Source organism: Streptomyces sp. NPDC058674 (assembly GCF_042716505.1).
Taxonomy (GTDB): Bacteria; Actinomycetota; Actinomycetes; order Streptomycetales; family Streptomycetaceae; genus Streptomyces.
In genome coordinates this window covers 21,538-40,157 of the sequence record NZ_JBHXSC010000068.1, presented here as the reverse complement: position 1 = coordinate 40,157, position 18,620 = coordinate 21,538, and the positions used below count along the sequence as shown (strand labels likewise).

General features: G+C 73.4%; 14 protein-coding genes and 1 tRNA gene. 9 read left to right on the top strand and 6 right to left on the bottom strand.

Going from position 1 to position 18,620, the window contains the following annotated elements; genetic code table 11:
• Positions 1–176, bottom strand: a 176-nt coding sequence (locus ACFWU6_RS27735; RefSeq protein WP_383983643.1) for a class I tRNA ligase family protein, incomplete at its 3' end; no start/stop codon positions are given.
• Between the two features lie 772 nt (positions 177–948).
• Between ACFWU6_RS27735 and ACFWU6_RS27730 the strand changes: the two genes are divergently transcribed.
• Positions 949–1,021 (top strand) — tRNA-Arg (locus ACFWU6_RS27730).
• Positions 1,022–1,269: 248 nt separating this feature from the next.
• Entirely contained in the window at positions 1,270–2,142 is an 873-nt protein-coding gene (locus ACFWU6_RS27725; protein WP_383983639.1) for a nitroreductase/quinone reductase family protein, read from the top strand.
• Here the strand turns inward: ACFWU6_RS27725 and ACFWU6_RS27720 are convergent.
• The 4 genes from ACFWU6_RS27720 to ACFWU6_RS27705 all read right to left on the bottom strand — a co-directional run bounded on the left by ACFWU6_RS27720 (position 2,045) and on the right by ACFWU6_RS27705 (position 7,872).
• Positions 2,045–3,289, bottom strand: a complete 1,245-nt coding sequence (locus tag ACFWU6_RS27720) for an ATP-binding protein (RefSeq protein ID WP_383812803.1) — start codon at positions 3,287–3,289, stop codon at positions 2,045–2,047. The two genes, ACFWU6_RS27725 and ACFWU6_RS27720, sit on opposite strands and share 98 nt — an antisense overlap.
• A 692-nt stretch (positions 3,290–3,981) precedes the next feature.
• Positions 3,982–4,185: a hypothetical protein gene (locus ACFWU6_RS27715; protein ID WP_383812797.1), complete on the bottom strand. Its 204-nt coding sequence runs from the start codon at positions 4,183–4,185 to the stop codon at positions 3,982–3,984.
• Positions 4,186–4,295: 110 nt separating this feature from the next.
• Entirely contained in the window at positions 4,296–6,230 is a 1,935-nt protein-coding gene (locus tag ACFWU6_RS27710; protein ID WP_383983637.1) for an MFS transporter, read from the bottom strand.
• Positions 6,231–6,342: 112 nt separating this feature from the next.
• Positions 6,343–7,872, bottom strand: coding sequence for a D-alanyl-D-alanine carboxypeptidase family protein (locus ACFWU6_RS27705; protein WP_383983635.1), 1,530 nt, complete (start codon positions 7,870–7,872; stop codon positions 6,343–6,345).
• A 1,015-nt stretch (positions 7,873–8,887) separates the two neighbouring features.
• On the opposite strand from ACFWU6_RS27705, the gene ACFWU6_RS27700 reads away from it, so the two are divergent.
• The 4 genes from ACFWU6_RS27700 (at position 8,888) to ACFWU6_RS27685 (ending at position 12,082) form a co-directional block, all read left to right on the top strand.
• On the top strand, positions 8,888–9,628 hold the full coding sequence (locus ACFWU6_RS27700; protein WP_383983633.1) for a hypothetical protein: 741 nt from the start codon (positions 8,888–8,890) through the stop codon (positions 9,626–9,628).
• Between the two features lie 141 nt (positions 9,629–9,769).
• Positions 9,770–10,504, top strand: a complete 735-nt coding sequence (locus tag ACFWU6_RS27695) for a GPP34 family phosphoprotein (protein ID WP_383983631.1) — start codon at positions 9,770–9,772, stop codon at positions 10,502–10,504.
• 280 nt (positions 10,505–10,784) lie between these two features.
• A complete protein-coding gene (locus ACFWU6_RS27690; protein ID WP_383812714.1) occupies positions 10,785–11,669 on the top strand; it encodes a helix-turn-helix domain-containing protein in 885 nt (294 codons plus the stop codon).
• A gap of 203 nt (positions 11,670–11,872) precedes the next feature.
• A complete protein-coding gene (locus ACFWU6_RS27685; protein ID WP_383812712.1) occupies positions 11,873–12,082 on the top strand; it encodes a DUF397 domain-containing protein in 210 nt (69 codons plus the stop codon).
• A 184-nt stretch (positions 12,083–12,266) separates the two neighbouring features.
• Here the strand turns inward: ACFWU6_RS27685 and ACFWU6_RS27680 are convergent, their stop codons facing one another.
• Positions 12,267–13,160, bottom strand: coding sequence for a hypothetical protein (locus tag ACFWU6_RS27680; RefSeq protein ID WP_383812711.1), 894 nt, complete (start codon positions 13,158–13,160; stop codon positions 12,267–12,269).
• Between the two features lie 126 nt (positions 13,161–13,286).
• On the opposite strand from ACFWU6_RS27680, the gene ACFWU6_RS27675 reads away from it, so the two are divergent.
• The 3 genes from ACFWU6_RS27675 to ACFWU6_RS27665 all read left to right on the top strand — a co-directional run bounded on the left by ACFWU6_RS27675 (position 13,287) and on the right by ACFWU6_RS27665 (position 18,136).
• Entirely contained in the window at positions 13,287–14,567 is a 1,281-nt protein-coding gene (locus ACFWU6_RS27675; RefSeq protein ID WP_383983629.1) for a PLP-dependent aminotransferase family protein, read from the top strand.
• Positions 14,568–14,713: 146 nt separating this feature from the next.
• Positions 14,714–15,496, top strand: a complete 783-nt coding sequence (locus ACFWU6_RS27670) for an SDR family oxidoreductase (RefSeq protein ID WP_383812707.1) — start codon at positions 14,714–14,716, stop codon at positions 15,494–15,496.
• Between the two features lie 63 nt (positions 15,497–15,559).
• Positions 15,560–18,136, top strand: coding sequence for a bifunctional FO biosynthesis protein CofGH (locus ACFWU6_RS27665; protein WP_383812706.1), 2,577 nt, complete (start codon positions 15,560–15,562; stop codon positions 18,134–18,136).
• Positions 18,137–18,620: the final 484 nt, after the last annotated feature.

The window sequence follows — 18,620 nt, the reverse complement described above, 5'->3', positions numbered from 1 at the left end:
CCGGGCATGCCGTTCGCGGTGGGCGGGCCCTCGTAGAAGACCCACTCGGGACGGCCCTCGGACTGCTCCAGCGTCTTGGCGAAGGTCTTGCTCTCACGCCAGAAGTCCAGGACGGCGTGTTCGAGAGCGGGCAGGTCGACCTGGGCGGGAACCGGGCGGTACTGCGGGGATGTCATCGACGATACTCCGGTGGGATATGCGGATCGTTCCGTTGAAGGGACGAGAGCCGGGCTCCCGCGGTACCACCCTTCTTGGCCCGGAAACAGCACACGCCGAGCCCACTTCATTCGGTTCCGATGCCGGCTCTACTCACCGAGTCTGGCCAAGACCAGTCCCCGGCTTTCCTCCGGCGGCTCCGGGTGATCTTCACACCGCGCTCGCCCCCGGGCTCGCACCATCCCCGGGTCGCTCCTGGCCGCGTACGGCGCTACTCGTCCCTCTCAACGCCTTCGGTCGGAGCATTGTATGGTCAACTGCCCTACGCAGGGTGCCCTTTGAGATCAAGGTTGGCCGGAAACATACAGGTCAACTGTCCGACTGGCCGAGGTTGCCACGTGGTGAGCTTGTTGAACGTTTCGGCGGTCGCGTTGCCTCAGCACCGCCCGGTACGTCCGACCGGGTCGCCGCACCAGCGCGTACCGAGGACCGTGGCGTCGGGCTGGACGTCGCAGACGACCCGGGTCGGACCGGGTCGCGGTTCCGTGACCTGCTCGGTCAGCTCGGCGTCACGGACCGCGCGGGGCCTGAGACGGGGCCCTGCCGCCACGACCTCGGAGAGGGCGCCCCGCCGGAGGTGGCACACATCTCCGCCTGCGGATCATGCGCCACCCGCTACACTGACCACGGCGGCTACGCCCTCACGGGCTGCCACCACGCCCTGTCGCCAAGCACGCCTGCGCGGTCAGCCCATCACGGCAGACTTTCAGACGTGTTTTCCGACAGATCCCGGCCTTCGTAGCTCAGGGGATAGAGCACGGCTCTCCTAAAGCCGGTGTCGCAGGTTCGAATCCTGCCGAGGGCACATTCGAGGACCCCCTGCCGGTGGCGGCAGGGGGTTTTCTGCGTCTTTCCGCGTCTCTGCGGCGTGTGGTTTCATGGTGCGCGTGTCGCGTGACGCCGCCTACTGAGATGTGGGCCGGGCGGTGGTTGGGCAGGCACCTGTTCGTCAAGGACCGGGTCCATGGGCTTCCACGCCACCGGCTACGGGTGATTTCCCTCGGTTGTTCCGCTGCCATTCGCACGCACACACACCGTGAGGACCCACACACCGTGCCACCCACATCGTTCGCATCGTTCAACCAGTCCGTCATCGACGAGTTCCGCGCCAACTCCGGCCGCGTCGGCGGCCCCTTCGAGGGCTCCGAGCTCGTCCTGCTCACCACCACCGGGGCCAGGTCCGGGAAGCCGCACACCGTGCCGCTCGGCTTCGTGCGGCAGGACGGGGCCGACGGCGGGCACCTGCTCGTCGTCGCCTCCGCCGGCGGGGCCGACCGGCATCCCGCCTGGTTCCACAACCTGCTCGCGCATCCCCTCGTACGGGTCGAGACCGGGACCGGGGAGTACGAGGCCGTCGCCGTGCCCGCCGAAGGGGCCCGGCGGGGGGAGCTGTTCGCGCAGGTGGTCCGCGCGGTCCCCGGGTACGGCGACTACCAGGAGCGCACCGCGCGGCCGATCCCCGTCGTGGTCCTCCAGCGGACCCACCAGGCCCCTCCCGGCGGGGAGGAGGGGATCGCCGGGAAGCTCCTCGACGTGCACGGCTGGCTGCGGGCGCAGCTGGCCCTCGTACGGGAGGAGGTGCGCGGGGGCGGCGCCGCCGGCGGTGGCGGCCGGGGCTCGATCGGGCTGCAACTGCGCCAGCACTGCCTGGCGTTCTGCCAGTCGCTGGAGTTCCACCACCGCAGCGAGGACGCCGGGCTCTTCCCGTACCTGGCCGAACGCCATCCCGACATGCGGGAGTTCTTCCACAGGATCGGCGAGGAGCACCGCGTGATCGCCCGGCTCCAGGAGGAGCTGGTACGGGCTCTGGACGCGCCCGGCGAGGGGTTCAGCGGTCGCGTGGAGCGGCTGAGCCGGGAGCTGGAGGCTCATCTCGACCACGAGGAGGCGCAGTTGCTTCCGGTCCTGCGGACGCTGGAAGGCTGAGGCGGGCCTCGGCGCCGCCCCCCTTCCGGTCGTGGAAGGTCAGGGTGGCGCCGAGGGCCCTGGCCTGGCCCGCGGCGATGGTCAGGCCGAGGCCGTGCCCCTTGTTCATGCCCTCCGTACGGAACCGCTGCGGGCCGCCGGCCAGCAGGTACTCCGGGTAGCCGGGCCCCGCGTCGGTGACGGTCACCGACCGGCTCCGGCCGTCGACGGTGACCGTGACCGGGGCCGCGCCGTGCTTGTGGGCGTTCACGACGAGGTTGCCGATGATCCGGTCCAGTCGGCGGCGGTCCGTCTCCAGGCGGGCCGTGGCGTGCACCACCAGGGCGGTGTCGGTGCCGGAGGCGCGGATCGTACGGGCCGCCAGCTCGGCCAGGTCGTAGGAGTCGAGCTCCACGCGCTCGCAGCCCGTGTCCAGCCGGGATATCTCCAGCAGGTCCTCGGTCAGCTCGCGCATCGCCTGCACCCGGTCCCGTACGAGCTCGGCCGGGCGGCCCGGCGGCAGCAGTTCGGCCGCCGCGATCAGGCCGGTCAGCGGGGTGCGGAGCTCGTGGGCGACGTCCGCCGTGAAGCGCCGCTCGGCCTCCAGCTTGCTCTGGAGGGTGCCGGCCATCGTGTCCAGGGCCCGGGAGACGGCCGCGACCTCGTCCTTGTGGCGCGTGTGGTCCCCGACGCGTGCGTCGAGGTCGCCGGCGCTGATCCGGCGGGCCACCTGCGCGGTCAGGTGGAGCCGGCGGGTGACGCGGGTGACGCCGAAGGCGCCGGTGAGGAGGGTGCCGCCGATGGCGAGGGCCGAGGAGCCGAGGATGGCCCGGTCCAGCTCGGCGATGGTCCGCTCGGCGCCGGTGAAGTCCACGGAGACGGCTATGGCGGTGTCGTCCCCGGCCGGCGCCGCCGCCCACATCGCGGACCGGCCGCGGTGCGTGCCGACGGCGGTGCCGCGCTTGCCCGCGACGGCGAGGGCGCGGAGCCGGGGCGGGAGGCCGACGGGGTCGATGCCCTCGCCGCGCGGCAGGCGCAGGCCGGTCTCGTACGCCGCGATCGTGCGGTCCAGCCGGGCCGTCGCCTTGTCGCGGGCGTTCGTCTCGGTCTGGTGGGTCATCGCCCGGTGCACGAGGACGCCGAGCAGCGCGGCGAGGCCGCAGCACATGAGCGTGATGAAGACGGCGGCCTTCCAGGTCAGCGTGGCCGTCCAGGCGGGCAACAGGCTCACCGGTGAACCAGCGGGGCCGGGGCGGGCTGCGCCGAGGGCCCCGGGCGGGCGGGCTGCGCCAAGGGCCGCGGGCGACGGGTCAGTGCCGCGGGCCCCGGGCGGGGGGTGCGCGGTACGGGCGGGGGCGCCGTTGCCCGGCGGGCCGGCGGACGCGTCCACGCGTGGCGGCTCTCGGTCCCGGCGGAGCCGGTGGACGACTGGATGATGGGTCCCGTTCCCTGAGCTGCACGTCGGTGACGCCAGCGGCCGTGTGGATGTCTCGCGGCGGCTTGTGGACGGCGCCGTGCCGGCGATCGGCTCGACGCCCCCCGCCGCCGGTCGGATCACGGTAGTACGGGGTCGGCGTGGCCGCCCCGGCGGCCCCCCGGGTCCGCGCCGGCGAGATGTCCTGCCCGCCTGCGCCCCGGGCCACCACGGCCCCGGACCCGGGCCGTGCACCCGTCCACGCGAGCCCCTCGACCCGGTCGCCGGACCCCGGTCGTGCCGACCTCCGCCCGGTCGCCGGGTGCGGCCGTCGTGCTGCCCCCGGGGGAAGCGGCGGAGGGGTTGCGAAGGCCCTTCCGGGCGGGGCCGGAAGGGCCGCGGGGTTGCTCGTACGGGTTGCTCGTACGGGTTGCCGAGCCGCAGGGTCAGCTCAGGCCTCTGCTGCGCTCGCCGATGCGGTCGCCCTGCGGAGTTCCGGCCCGCTTGAGGTCCGCCTTCGTGTGCGCTCCGCCCTTGACCTTGCTGCGTACCGGACCCTCGAAGCCGTGCCCCTGCGCGCGCGGCGGCTGGAGGTGTTCCTGCACCCTCGCGACGGCGGCCCGGACGTCCCGCTTCTGCTCTTCGCTCATCCCGTCAACTCCCTCGGGAAGCACCCAATCGGACTACTCGGATCGTATGCACATATACGGGCCGACGCACCCGGACCGGACGTAAAGAATTCGGGATCACCAAGCGGGCCTCACGGCTGCGGCGGCGCGGGCGCCCTCGGTGTCCCCAGGGTCCGGTGCACCAGCTCCTCCGGGCAGGGCGTGCCCCTGGGCAGCTGGTACTTCGCCGCGACCCGGTACTCCCCCGGGCCGGGCGCCAGCAGCTCCGTCCACACGTCACCGGAGGCGTCCGGTGCCGCCTTGAACAGGCAGCCGGCCGTGTTCGCGAACTCCTTCGGCAGCGCGGCCCCGGCCCCGCCCCCTCCCCCGCCCCGCGCCAGCGAGGCGAAGGTCTCCTGCGGCGGGACCACCGCCCTGCCGTCGCCGTCCACCAGCCCCAGCCACGGCGAGTGCGGGATGCGCACCAGTACGCGCCCGGCCCGCCGCACCTGCACGACCAGCTGGTCGGGACCCGCCCGGACCACCCGCGCGGGGCCGGACACCAGGTCCGTCGGCTCCTGCACCTTGAAGAGCCGCCAGTTCGCGTCGCCCCACACCTGCTGGAGGTACGGGAGGTCCCCGCTCACCAGTTTCGCCTCGGCCCTCCCGCCCTCGTCGGGCTTGTCCGCCGGCAGCACCACGTAGTGCACGGCCCAGCGGTCCAGCCACTCCCGGTAGCTCGCGGCGGTCAGGGTGTCGTCGTAGAAGAGCGGGTTGCGCTCCAGGTCGGCCTGCCGGTTCCAGCCGCGCGCGAGGTTCACGTACGAGGGGAAGGCGGAGGACTCGCGGTGGCTGCTCGCCGGGACCACCTCGACCCGGCCCCGGTCGGCGCCCGCCTTCTGGAGCTGGTCGACCAGCGGGGCCAGCTCGCGGTTCCAGGCGGCCAGCGGGGTGGTGCGGATGATGTCCGTGACGCTGTTGGTGGTGATCCAGACGGTCAGCCCCGCGAAGGCCAGCAGCACCGCGTACCGGCGCCGCGAGCGCGGGGCGCTGTACGGCAGGGCCGCGAGCAGCACCGCGCCGCCGAACAGCATGATCATCCGAGTGACGTTCGAGCCGACCTGCGAGTCGACCGCCCAGGTCAGGAACGTCCCGGCGGCGTACACGGCCGAGGCGACGCGGACGGTCTTCCAGCGCCTCGGCACGAGGACGAGGACCGCCAGGGCGAACACGAACGGCAGCCAGGCCGAGCCCAGCCTCATCGGCTGCGTCCCGGAGAACGGGAAGAGCCAGGCCGACAGCCCGACCACCGCCGCCGGCGCCAGGCCCAGCGCGTACGCCCCCGGGCGCCGCCCGGTCAGGAACAGCGCGGCCGCCACCACTCCCAGGAACAGGCCCGCGACCGGACTGGACGCCGTGGCCAGCCCCGCCAGCGGGGCCGCCACGGCGGCCTTGGCCCAGCGCCGCCGCGACCACTTGCGGGGCCAGCAGAAGACCGCGGCCACCGCACCGAGCGCGAACATCGCGCCCAGGCCGAAGGTGACCCGGCCGGACAGGGCGTTGCAGAACAGCCCGTACACCCCGGCGAGCGCGGGCCACAACGGTTCGCGCACCGCCCCGCGGCAGCGGGTCAGGACCAGTGCGAGCAGCCCGGCCGAGACCGTGCCCGCGATCATCATCGTGGTGCGCACGCCGAGCACGTGCATGAGGTACGGCGAGACCACGCTGTACGAGACCGGGTGCATGCCGCCGTACCAGGCGAGGTTGTACGCCGAGTCGGGATGGCGGCCGACGAACTCGGCCCAGGCGTCCTGCGCGGCGAGGTCGCCGCCGCTGTTGGCGAAGCTGAAGAACCACAGGACGTGGAGCAGCGCGGCGAGGACGGTGGCAACGGCCACCGGGCGGCGCCGCGCCCCGTCGAGACCGCGGCGGAGCGCGCCGCCGGAGGCCGGCGGGGCCGGGGGCCGGACGGCTCCGCCCGCGGTCCCGGCCGTGGGGGCCGGGAGGCGCGCAGGCGCCCCGGAGGCCCCGCCGTCGACCGGCGCGGCGGCGCTCCGGCGCCGTCCCTGCTGCTCAGCGGTGGCCACTGCCGTACTCCCCAACACCCGAGTCCACACCCGTACGCACGTCCCGGGTCCCAAGACGCGCCCCGGCACCCCGGGGTTGCCCGGGGTGCCGGGTCCACGCTCTCACCTGCGGTCAGCCGACGCGCGTCAGCTTGCTGCCGATGCCCGGCGAGACCAGGTCGCTCTGCAGCGCCACCGGCACCTTCACCTGGCTGGCGCCCTCTCCGACGGTCAGCACGCCGATCTCGGTGCCGGCCTTCGCCGTCTGCGGGATCTTGCTGCCGTCGGCCTGCGACAGCTTGATGGCGACGGTCAGCGAGGCCCAGCCGACGGCCTGCACGTCGGCGGTGGCGACGACCGGCGTACGACCGCCGAGCCCGTCGTCCACGTACCCCACGACATCGCCCTTCTTCACGACGGGCGACCCGACCAGGGACTTCTGGGTGGCGGTCATCAGCTGCTTGCTCGCGGCGAGCACGCTGTCGATGATCGGCGGCTTGTGCTGGCCGAGGACGGCGCCGACGATCAGCTGGTTGGTGCTGCCGACCTTCTTCTGCGCGGCGAAGAGGAGGTTGCCGCCGGCCTTGGTCGTCGTACCGGTCTTGATGCCCAGCGAGTCGTTGTACGGGACCAGGCCGTTCCAGTTCCGCCAGACCTTGCCCGACGGATCCTCCCAGCTGGGCTTCTTCGTGATCTCCAGCAGCGTCTCGATCTCCACCAGCTTCAGGCCCAGCTTGACCTGGTCCTCGGCGGTGCTCACCGTGGTCGCGTCCAGACCCGAGGGGTCCGTGTACGTGGTGTTCTTCATGCCGAGTTCCTTGGCGGTGTCGTTCATCTTCTTGACGAACGCCTCCTGGGAACCGGCGTCCCAGCGCGCCAGCAGCCGGGCGATGTTGTTGGCCGACGGGATCATGAGCGCGGCGATCGCGTCGTACTCCGAGAGCTTGTCGCCCTCCTTGACCGTGTCGAGGGTCGACTCGTTGTCGGTCGAGTTGTTCTTCTTGCCCTCGGTCTCGGCCGTCTTGTCGACGTCGATCATCTCGCCCTTCTCACCCTTCTTGACGGGGTGGTCGCGCAGGATGATGTACGCCGTCATCGACTTGGTGACGCTGGCGATCGGGACGGGCTTCTGCTCGCCGGACTGGCCCAGCGTGCCGAGGCCGGCGGCGGCCATGTAGGCCTGGCCCTCGCCGGGCCAGGGCAGGTCGGGCTTCGAGCCGTCGAAGGTGTACGAGGACTTCGCGGTCATCACGAGCGCCGGCTCGGGGAGCGGGCGCACCAGCTGCACGATGCCGAGGACGATCGCCAGGAGCACGACGAGCGGCGCGTAGATCTTGACCCGCCGGACGGCGGTGCGCAGCGGGCTCGGCGGCGGGGGCGGGTTGTTGGTGAGGTCCGCCAGCATGTCGAGCGGGGGCTTGGGCGGCAGCGGCTGCTGGGTGGTCCGCTCGGGGGAGTCGACCGAGGGCGCCGACACGGCCGCGGGCGCCGCCGCCGCGGGCTTCGGCTGGGGCGCGGGTGCGGCGGCGGGCGCGGGCTTCGGCCTGGGGGCCGCGGCCGGTGCCGGTGCCCCCTCGGTGCGCAGCGGTACGAAGGTACTGGCCTTCGGCGGCGCGGCCCGGTCGGCCCCGGTCTTCCCGGCCGGTGCGACGGGGGGCTTCACGGCGCGGAAGACGGCGGTGCGCTCGCTGTCGGCGGCGTCGTCGTCGGTGGCCGTGTCGGAGTCGCTGTCGGACGACCCGGCTCCGGTCGGGTCACCGCCCCGCCCACTCGCAGAAGCGGAATCCTTCGGAGACGGCGTGACCGGAGGCGCCACCGCACGGAACACGGCGGTGCGCTCACGATCGGCGGGCTCCGAAGCGGAACCCCCACCGGCCGGCTTCCCCGTCGCCTCCGGAGCGGCGGTCTTCCCCTTGCGGAAGAAGTCGACCGGAGCACCCTGCGCAGGCTTCGCGTCCGCCGGCTTGGCCTCAGCCGCAGGCGGTACGGCACGGAACACCGCGGTCCGCTCACCATCAGCGGCCTCGGTCGGGTCACCGCCCCGCTCACCCGACGAAGCGGAATCCTTCGGAGACGACGTGACCGGAGGCGCCACCGCACGGAACACGGCGGTGCGCTCACGATCGGCGGGCTCCGAAGCAGAACCCCCACCGGCCGGCTTCCCCGTCGCCTCCGGAGCGGCGGTCTTCCCCTTGCGGAAGAAGTCGACCGGAGCACCCTGCGCAGGCTTCGCATCCGCCGGCTTGGCCTCAGCCGCAGGCGGTACGGCACGGAACACCGCGGTCCGCTCACCATCAGCGGCCTCGGTCGGGTCACCGCCCCGCTCACCCGACGAAGCGGAATCCTTCGGAGACGGCACAGACCGAGGCGCCACCGCACGGAACACGGCAGTGCGCTCACGATCGGCGGGCTCCGAAGCGGAACGCGATGGGTCGGACCCGGGGGTCGCCTTGCCCGCCCCCTCGGCGGGGGCGTCCTGCGCGGCGGACCGCTCGGAACGGGCGGACGGCTGCGCCGACCCTCTGCCGGAACCGAAACCAGACCCCGAACCGGTCTCGGCCTCGGTCTCGGCCGAATCGCCGGAACCGGCGGCCGGCTTCGCCGAGCCCTCGGCGGACTCGCCCGCAGGGGCAGGCCCGGAGCCGGGCCGTTCGGCGGCGGCAGCGGCCGGGGCCGGGATGGACGCCGGTCCCTTCGGCCCGGCTCCGCCTGACCCGCCCGAGGCCGTACGCGCCACCGAGCCCGCGGTCGAGGTCGCGTCCCCGTCCGAGGCAGTGCCCGAGCCCGCGCCCCTGGCCGAGTCCGCGTCCGTGCGCGACGCCGTGCCCGAGGCCGCGTCCGCGGCCGAGGCCACGCCGGGGGCCGATTCCGCGGCCGTGCCCGCGGCCGAGGCCGGCGCCGCGTCCGAGGTCGTGTCCGAGGTCGTGTCCGGGCGCGACGCCGCGTTGGCGTCCGAGGCGGTGCCCGAGACCGGGCCCGCGCCCCTGGCCGAGGCCGACGCCGCGCCGGTGGCCGGGCCCGCGCCCGAGGCAGTGCCCGAGCCCGCCGTCGGCTTCGCCGGGGCCCTCGTGGGCTTGGCCGCGTCGCCGGAAGCGGAATCGGCGGGCGCCTTCGGCTCGTCGGCCGTGGCGACCCAGGCCGCCACCGCCTCGCGCAGCGGGTCCCGTTCAGCGGCACCGGCCTCTGCGTCCGCCTCCGCGTCCGCCTCCGGGCGCGTCTCCGCGTCCGCCCGGGGGCCCGCGTCCGCGTCCGGGCCGCCCGGTTCGGGATCGCGCGGCCGGAACACCGAACGCCTCGGATCACGATCCGCGGAGGACTCCGCCGCCCCCGGCGTTCCTGCATCTACCGACTTCTCGGGGGACTCGCCCGCCACCAGTTCCTCCTCGATCGCCGCAACGTCCGGCTGTCCGAATGTCTAACAGTGTCCCGTCTCGGGGGCATCGCCCCCGTGCTAGACGAGAACGACATAGCTGCAAGTTCCCCCGCAAAGCGGGCAGGCGCTCTCGACAGATGAATGTGAGAGGCGTCACCCTGTCACTCATCCACGCGGGGAGGCATGGATGGGCAGGAGCCGCAGAACAATTCCGGAGGAGCTTCTGCTGCTCGCCTTGGACCCGGCCACGGGTACCACGGCGCAGCCGCAGTCGCTCGACCTCGGCCTGGCCGGGGCACAGCTAGTGGAGCTGGCTCTGGCAGGACGGATAGCCCCTGACGGGGATCGTATCGCCGTGGTGATGCCACGGCCGACAGGAGATCCGACTCTGGACTCCGCACTGGAACTGCTGCGCAGGCGCGGCAGTCCGGTTCGGGCCGTCCACTGGATCGGTGGACCCCGACTGGGGCTCCGCCAGATTTACCTCGCTCACCTGGAGCGTTGCGGCATGGTCCATGCCGTCGCGGGCCAGATGTGCGGTGTGTTGCCGACGACTCGCTACCAGGCGACGGACACGGCGATCAGCCGGGAGATCCGTGCCCGGCTCGACAGTGCGATCCGCACCGGCGTACCGCCGGACCCGCGGACCGCGGCGCTTGCCGCGCTGGCCCACGCGGTCGGACTCGGCAAGCACCTGTACCCCGGCAACGAGGGGCGGTCGTCCAGATCCCGGCTGCGGGACCTGATCCGGCATGACCCCATGGGCGGACTCGTGGCGCACGCCGTGATGGACGTCCAGAACGGTGTGGCCGCACAGCCGCGTCGCGACCGCGCACCGGCACCGCCGGTCCGCGCCGCGGCGAGCGGCGTCCCGATGCAGCCGCGCCGGACCGGTGCCATGGCCCGCGTGGCCGCGCACTGATCCACCGCACGACCAGCCGGACCGCACGACCAGCCCCACCGCACGACCGTTTCACCGCTCCATCGCTCCACCGCAACGTCACCACCGCAACCGCCGTCCGCGAGGACCCGGTTCGGGAACCGCCAGGGCGCGGGGTGGCGGGGCCGGTCCGCCGGCTCCGCCACCCCGCGCGTCTGTTTTCCCTGCCGTTCCCCAGCGGCGCGCCACGCTTCGGTGGCAGTCTGCTCAACATCAGACACACAGCGGGACAGAAACAGAAGAAGGCGGAGGTGCCGTTCACGTGGCGTCCAATGTCAATCCCACCGTCCGACGGCGCCGATTGGGCATGGAGCTGCGCAAGCTCCGTGAGGACAAGGCAATGACGGCCGAGCAGGTGGCCGAGCGGCTCCTCGTCTCCCAGTCGAAGATCAGCCGGTTGGAGAACGGCCGCCGTTCCATCAGCCAGCGCGACGTCCGCGACCTGTGCGACGTGTACGAGGTGGAGGACCGCCGGCTCGTCGACTCGCTCATGCAGATGGCCAAGGACTCCCGCCAGCAGGGCTGGTGGCACGCCTTCGGCGACATCCCGTACAGCGTCTACATCGGGCTGGAGACGGACGCCGCCAGCCTGCGGACGTACGAGCCCCTGGTGATCCCCGGCCTGCTCCAGACCACGGAGTACGCCCAGTCCCTGGTGCGCGGGGCGTGGCCGGAGACCGCGCCGGCCGATGTGGAGAAGCGCGTCCAGGTCCGGATGCACCGCCAGAAGCGGCTGTCCGAGACGGAGAACAACAACCCCGAGCTCGGTCCGCTGCGGCTCTGGGCCGTCATCGACGAGGCGGCGCTGCGGCGGCAGGTGGGCGATGCGCAACTGATGATCCGGCAGCTGGAGTACTTGATAGAGCAGTCGGACCAGCCGCACGTCACCGTGCAGGTGATGCCCTTCTCGCTCGGCGCCCACCCGGGCGTCAACGGCCAGTACGCCATCCTGGAGTTCCCGGACGCGTCCGACTCGACCGTGGTCTACATCGAGGGCGTGACCAGCGACCTGTACCTGGAGAAGGCCAACGACGTGCAGAAGTACAGCGTGATGTACGAGCACCTGCGCGCCCAGGCGCTCAGCGTCGACCAGACCCGGCAGTTCATCTCCGGGATCATCGACGAGTACGCCGACGCAAGCCGGTAGAACCGTGCGAAACCGGACGCCGGCCAATGAAGGGCCGGTACGGTACACCGTCACTCCCCGGCCACAGAAGGCCTGAATGGAATATGCCACTCGGTCGGGTGAATGGCCCCTTCACCGGTGAAGAGCTGCGGGTAGCGTCGATCAGGTCGGCCGGAAACCCAGTCGACACGACACGGGAACCACTCGCTGAACCGGAGAGAAACATGGCTATTCGCCTGGGCGCCACGGACAACTGGACCAAGTCCTCCTATTCCGCCAACGGCGCCTGCGTCGAGGTCAAGTCCCCCCTCACCGAGGCCGTCGCGGTCCGCGACTCGAAGGTGCAGGACGGTCCGTCCCTCACCTTCGCGCCCGGCTCCTGGACCTCGTTCGTCACCGATGTCACCGCGGGCCGGTCGGGGCGCCTCGGCTGAACGCCACGGCGCACCTCCCCACCGTCTCCACCCGACGATCGGCGCCACCCGCAGCACCTGCACCACCGGCAGTACCCGCACCACCCGCACCACCGCCCGGAGCCCTCTCGACCGGCCCGCCGTCCTGGCCGAGGGGGCTCGGCCACGGCCGCGTACGCACCGGCCGCCGACCGCCGGGCGCCGGCTACCGCAGCTGGTCGACGTACCGGTCGGTCCCCGGGACCGTGGGGACGAACGGCGCGACCAGCTCCACCCGGCCCAGCCCCGCCGCGGCGACCTCGGCGTCCAGCCCCTGGAAGCGGTCCCAGCAGGCCCGCGGGTCCTCCTCCAGGAACCACAGCAGCGTGAGCCGGGTGTCGACCCCCTCCACCTGCTTGACGTAGGTCATCCGGTCGCCGGGCAGCGGCGTCGGCCGGAAGACGGTCACCATCGCCGCCGGTGAACCCTGCAGCCGCTTCGGCAGGGCACGCGAGCGCAGCCACTCCAGCAGCTCGGCCCGCTGCTGCGGCCCGTCGGCGTCGACGACCTGTACGACGAGGCCCGCGTACGGGTGGTCGAGGGCGTGGAAGTCCCGCGGGCCGGCCGCCCCGTCGCGGTAGACCGTCGCCGCGTGGTCCTGGAAGGCCGTGAAGACGTGGGTGCGGTCCTGGTAGACCCGACCGTCGCGGTTCAGGCGCTTGTTGATGCCGACGGTCCACTTCATGTGCTCGTCGTAGCGGCCCTGGGTGACCCAGTACGTCGAGAGGTAGCAGCCGGCCGTGACCGGCTGCGCCACGGCCGACTTCTCCGGGTAGCGCAGCTCCTGGAGCTCGCGGGTGGCCACCCAGCGGCGCCCGGCGTACATCCAGGGCATGGCCATGGCGCCCGCGTAGTAGTGGTCGTCCTCGTACCAGCGGTTGTACGCGAACTCGTGTCCCGGGTGCGGCTCCACCATGGTGATCAGCGCATGGCCGGGGCGCACTCCGTAGGGGCCGACGGCCGCGAGCCGGGCGTAGTCGTCGGGGCGGGTGTCCGGCTGCCGCCCGGGGTCACGGTCGCGGTCATCGTCGTGGTCGTGGTCGCGCTCTCCTGTCGTCATGGCACCGGTCTAGCTGATGCAACGTCAGATGGGCAGGGGCGGGCGTAGTTCAGCATGTGACACATAGATGCCGTCTGCATCTTTCTCTGCCTACGATGCCCGCACCCGCCTCCCCGAGGAGCCCCCGTGCCCGCTGCCGCCACCCCCGCCCCCGTCGTCGCCGCTGCCGCCCCCGCGACCGCGCCGCCCGCGCTCGCCGGGCGGACCGCCTCGGTCGCCGCCTCCCCCGTACGGGAGATCCTCGCGCTCACGGAACGCCCCGGGGTGATCTCCTTCGCCGGCGGCCTCCCCGCCCCCGAGCTCTTCGACACCGGGGGCCTGCGGGCCGCGTACGACGCCGCCTTCACGGCGTCCGGGCGGCGGGCGCTCCAGTACTCGACCACCGAGGGCGTACCCGAGCTGCGGGCGGCGGTCGCGGACCGGGTGACGGCGCGGGGGCTGGCGACGGGAGCGGACGACGTGCTGATCACCTCGGGGTCGCAGCAGGCCCTGACGCTCCTCGCCGGCGCCCTGGTCGAGCCCGGGGACGTGGTCCTCGTCGAGAACCCCACCTACCTGGCGGCCCTGCAGTCCTTCGGCCTGGCGGGCGCGCGGGTGGTGCCCGTGCCCTGCGACGGGCAGGGCATCGTGCCGGACGCGCTGGCGGAGATCGTCGCGCGGGAGCGGCCGAAGCTGCTCTACACCGTCCCGACCTTCCAGAACCCGACCGGCCGCACGCTGCCGGGAGCCCGCCGGGCCGAGGTGGCGGCCATCGCGGCCCGCCTGGGCCTGTGGCTGGTGGAGGACGACCCGTACGGGGACCTCCGCTACGAGGGCGCCGAGGTCCCCTGGCTCGCGGCCCACCCGGGGGCGGAGGACCGCACGGCGCTGCTCGGCAGCTTCTCGAAGGTGATGGCGCCGGGGCTGCGACTGGGCTGGCTCCGGGCACCGCGGGAGCTGCGCGGGGCCGCGGTGGTCGCCAAGCAGGCGGCGGACCTGCACACCTCCACGGTGGACCAGCTGGCAGCGGCCCACTACCTGGCCGCGGTGGACCTCGACGCCCATGTGGCCACGGTCCGCGGCGCCTACCGGGCCCGCCGCGACGCCCTGCTGGCGGGACTGGCACGGGCCCTGCCGGCGGGCTCCGCCTGGAACCGCCCGGAGGGCGGCATGTTCGTCTGGGCCCGCCTGCCGCAGGGGTGGGACGCGACGGCCCTGCTCGCCGCGGCCCTCGCCCACGACGTGGCCTTCGTCCCGGGAGCCCCCTTCTTCACGGGGCCGCCGGACCCCCGCACCCTGCGGCTCTCCTTCACGGCGCACACCCCGCAGGAGATCGGGGAGGGCCTGGCCCGCCTCGGGCGGGCGACGGCCCGGCCGGACGGCCCGGCCGGCAACGGGCGGCCGGGCACGGGCAGCGGGGCCGGGTGAGGTAAGGGCAGCAGAGCCGAACCGGCGACGAGCAGCGGCGTCGGGGCCGGGCCGGGGCCTGCGGGCGGGGCTGCGCCCCTTCACAACCCCCGCCGTGCGCCGTAGCCTGACGCACCGTCAGATCGGTGCGTCGCCGGGAGGCCGTCATGCTGCTGCAAGGGAAGACCGTCATCGTCTCCGGCGTCGGCGCCGGGCTCGGCCACCAGGTCGCCGCCGCGGTCGTGCGCGACGGCGGGAACGCCGTGCTCGGGGCGCGGACCGAGGCCAACCTCGCCAAGTCCGCCGCCGAGATCGACCCCGGCGGCGCGCACACCGCCCACCTGCCGACCGACATCACCGACGAGACCAGGTGCGAGGCGCTCGCCGCACTCGCGCAGGAGCGGTTCGGCGGCATCGACGCCGTCGTGCACGTCGCCGCCTGGGACTCCTACTTCGGGGGCCTCCAGGACGCCGACTTCGGCACCTGGCAGCAGATCCTCGACGTGAACCTGCTGGGCACCCTGCGCATGACCCGCGCCTGCCTGCCCGCCCTCAAGGCCCGCGGCGGCTCCGTCGTGATCATCGGCACGCAGTCCGCGGTCGCCGCGCCGAACGAGGTGCAGCAGGGCGCCTACGCCGCGTCCAAGGGCGCACTGACCTCGGCCATGTACTCGATGGCCCGCGAGCTCGGCCCGCACCGCATCCGCGTCAACACCGTGCTCCCCGGCTGGATGTGGGGCCCGCCCGTGCAGGCCTTCGTCACCTTCACCGCCCACGCCGAGGGCGTGCCCGAGGCCGAGGTCCACGCCCGGCTCACCGAGCGGATGGCGCTGCCCGACCTCGCGACCGACGGGGACGTGGCCGATGCGGCGGTCTTCCTCGCCTCCGACCGGGCGCGGGCGATAACCGGCCAGTCTCTGCTGGTCAATGCCGGGGAGCTGATGCGATGAGCGTCGCGCGCACCACCCCGCACCCCATCCCGTGCACCGACCACCGGATCGTATGCTCGCCACATGACCACTCCGAGTGACGCTCCGACCGAAAACGCGATGCGCCGCGCGCTCCGGCGGGCCCGCGACGGTGTCGCGCTCGACGCGACCGAGGCGGCCGTACTCCTCCAGGCGCGCGGCGAGGCCCTCAAGGACCTCGCGGCGTCCGCCGCACGGGTAAGGGACTCCGGGCTGGAGGCCGCAGGCCGCCCGGGTGTCATCACGTACTCGCGCAAGGTCTTCATCCCCCTGACCCGCCTCTGCCGCGACAGGTGCCACTACTGCACGTTCGTCACCGTCCCGGGCAAGCTCCGCCGCGCCGGGCACGGCATGTACCTCTCCCCCGATGAGGTCCTCGACATCGCCCGCCGGGGCGCGGCGATGGGCTGCAAGGAAGCCCTCTTCACCCTCGGGGACCGCCCGGAGGACCGCTGGCCCGAGGCCCGCGAGTGGCTCGACGCGCACGGCTACGACGACACCCTGGCGTACGTACGGGCCATGGCCATCCGGGTGCTGGAGGAGACGGGCCTGCTCCCGCACCTCAACCCGGGCGTCATGACCTGGTCCGACCTCCAGCGCCTGAAGCCCGTCGCCCCGTCCATGGGCATGATGCTGGAGACCACCGCGACCCGCCTGTGGTCCGAGCCCGGCGGCCCGCACCACGGCTCCCCCGACAAGGACCCGGCCGTGCGCCTGCGCGTCCTGGAGGACGCCGGCCGCTCGAACGTCCCCTTCACCACGGGTGTCCTCATCGGCATCGGGGAGACCTACGAGGAGCGCGCCGACGCCTTCTTCGAGCTGCGCCGCGTCCAGCGCAGCTACCACGGCGTCCAGGAGGTCATCGTCCAGAACTTCCGCGCCAAGCCGGACACCGCCATGCGCGGCATGCCGGACGCGGAGCTGGAGGAGCTGGCCGCGGCCATCGCCGTCGCCCGGCACATCCTGGGCCCGGACGCCCGCATCCAGGCGCCGCCGAACCTGGTGGACGAGGAGTACGCCCTCCTCATCGGCGCCGGCATCGACGACTGGGGCGGGGTCTCGCCGCTGACCCCGGACCACGTCAACCCGGAGCGCCCGTGGCCGCACATCGAGGAGCTGGCCGAGCGCACCGCGGCGGCCGGCTTCCGGTTGCGGGAACGCCTGACGATCTACCCGGAGTTCCTCCGGCGCGGTGAGCCGTGGCTGGACCCGCGGCTGCTGCCGCACGTCCGCGCGCTGGCCGATCCGGCGACCGGGCTCGCCGACGAGGCGGCCTCGGTGGAGGGGCGGCCGTGGCAGGAGCCGGACGAGGGCTTCGCCGCGTACGGGCGCACCGACCTGCACGCCACCATCGACACCGAGGGCCGCACCGGCGACCGCCGGGACGACTTCGACCACGTCTACGGCGACTGGGAGGCCCTGCGCGAGGCCGCGGCGCCCGGGATGGTGGCGGAGCGCATCGACACCGACGTACGGGCGGCGCTCGCACAGGCCGCCGACGACCCGACGAAGCTGACCGACGGGCAGGCCCTGGCGCTGCTCCATGCGGACGGTCCGGCGCTGGACGCGCTGTGCCGGATCGCGGACGACCTGCGGAAGTCGGTCGTCGGGGACGAGGTCACCTACATCGTCACGCGGAACATCAACTTCACCAACGTCTGCTACACCGGCTGCCGCTTCTGCGCCTTCGCGCAGCGCCGCACCGACGCCGACGCGTACACGCTCTCCCTGGACCAGGTCGCGGACCGCGCCGCCCAGGCGTGGGACGTGGGCGCGGTCGAGGTGTGCATGCAGGGCGGCATCCACCCGGACCTGCCGGGGACGGCGTACTTCGACATCGCGCGGGCGGTGAAGGAGCGGGTCCCGGGCATGCACGTGCACGCCTTCTCGCCGATGGAGGTCGTCAACGGCGCGACGCGCACGGGGATGTCCGTACGGGAGTGGCTGACGGCCGCCAAGGAGGCCGGGCTGGACTCCATCCCGGGCACGGCGGCGGAGATCCTGGACGACGAGGTGCGCTGGGTCCTGACCAAGGGGAAGCTGCCGACGGCGGACTGGATCGACGTCGTGACGACCGCGCACGAGCTGGGCATCCGGTCCTCGTCGACGATGATGTACGGGCACGTGGACCAGCCCCGGCACTGGCTCGGCCACTTCCGCACGCTGGCCCGCATCCAGGAGCGGACGGGGGGCTTCACGGAGTTCGTGACGCTGCCGTTCATCCACACCAACGCGCCCGTCTACCTGGCGGGCATCGCCCGCCCCGGGCCGACCGCGCGGGACAACCGGGCGGTGACGGCGATGGCCCGCATCCTGCTGCACCCGCACATCACCAACATCCAGACGAGCTGGGTGAAGCTGGGCTCGGAGGGCGCGGCCGAGATGCTGCGGTCCGGGGCGAACGACCTGGGCGGCACCCTGATGGAGGAGACGATCTCGCGGATGGCGGGGTCGAGCTACGGGTCGTACAAGTCGGTGCGGGACCTGATCGCCGTCGCGGAGGCGGCCGGGCGGCCCGCGAGGGCCCGTACGACGCTGTACGGGGAGGTCCCCCGGGAGCGGCAGGACGCGGCGCGCGCGTCGGACGGGCACCTGCCGGAGCTGCTGCCGGTACTGGAGTGACGGGGGCGGGCGGGGCCGGGGGCGGGCGGGGCGGGCGTCGAGTGCCGGATGAACGCGGCGTGGCCGGAATCGGTCGCCTCGGCGGCGGTGGCCGGAAGTCGCCGGATTCCGGCCGATCTCCGCGCAGCGGGGGACCGCTTGACGTGGTCCCTCCGAATTCGATCGAAGCTGTCAACTACAGTGCGGTTTCGCATGCGCGGCTGGACGGTTGGGTGACGGGGGCACGGTGCCGGGGATGGACGAACTGATCGGTACGAGCCAGGGCCCTGCGGGCGGCGGCACGGACGCGCCCGAGCGGGGCCCCGCGGGCATGCCGCCCGGCGGTCCCCTCCAACACCTCGCGCCCGTCCCCGGGACACCCCCGGACCGGCAACCCGCACCCGACCCCCACCAGCTCCCCGCCCCCGCCCCGAACGCCCCCGGCACCCCGGCGGGACACTCTCCCGGCACCCCCGCGGTCCACGGCCCCGGGGCCCCCGCGGCC

Coding starts and splice junctions, on each gene's coding strand:
- ACFWU6_RS27720 (WP_383812803.1), bottom strand. CDS start 3,289: ATGTGCTGCGGCCTCGCCGCGCTGCTCGGCGTCCTCGTGCACCGGGCG.
- ACFWU6_RS27715 (WP_383812797.1), bottom strand. CDS start 4,185: ATGAGCGAAGAGCAGAAGCGGGACGTCCGGGCCGCCGTCGCGAGGGTG.
- ACFWU6_RS27700 (WP_383983633.1), top strand. CDS start 8,888: ATGGACGCCGGTCCCTTCGGCCCGGCTCCGCCTGACCCGCCCGAGGCC.
- ACFWU6_RS27695 (WP_383983631.1), top strand. CDS start 9,770: ATGGGCAGGAGCCGCAGAACAATTCCGGAGGAGCTTCTGCTGCTCGCC.
- ACFWU6_RS27685 (WP_383812712.1), top strand. CDS start 11,873: ATGGCTATTCGCCTGGGCGCCACGGACAACTGGACCAAGTCCTCCTAT.
- ACFWU6_RS27680 (WP_383812711.1), bottom strand. CDS start 13,160: ATGACGACAGGAGAGCGCGACCACGACCACGACGATGACCGCGACCGT.
- ACFWU6_RS27670 (WP_383812707.1), top strand. CDS start 14,714: ATGCTGCTGCAAGGGAAGACCGTCATCGTCTCCGGCGTCGGCGCCGGG.
- ACFWU6_RS27665 (WP_383812706.1), top strand. CDS start 15,560: ATGACCACTCCGAGTGACGCTCCGACCGAAAACGCGATGCGCCGCGCG.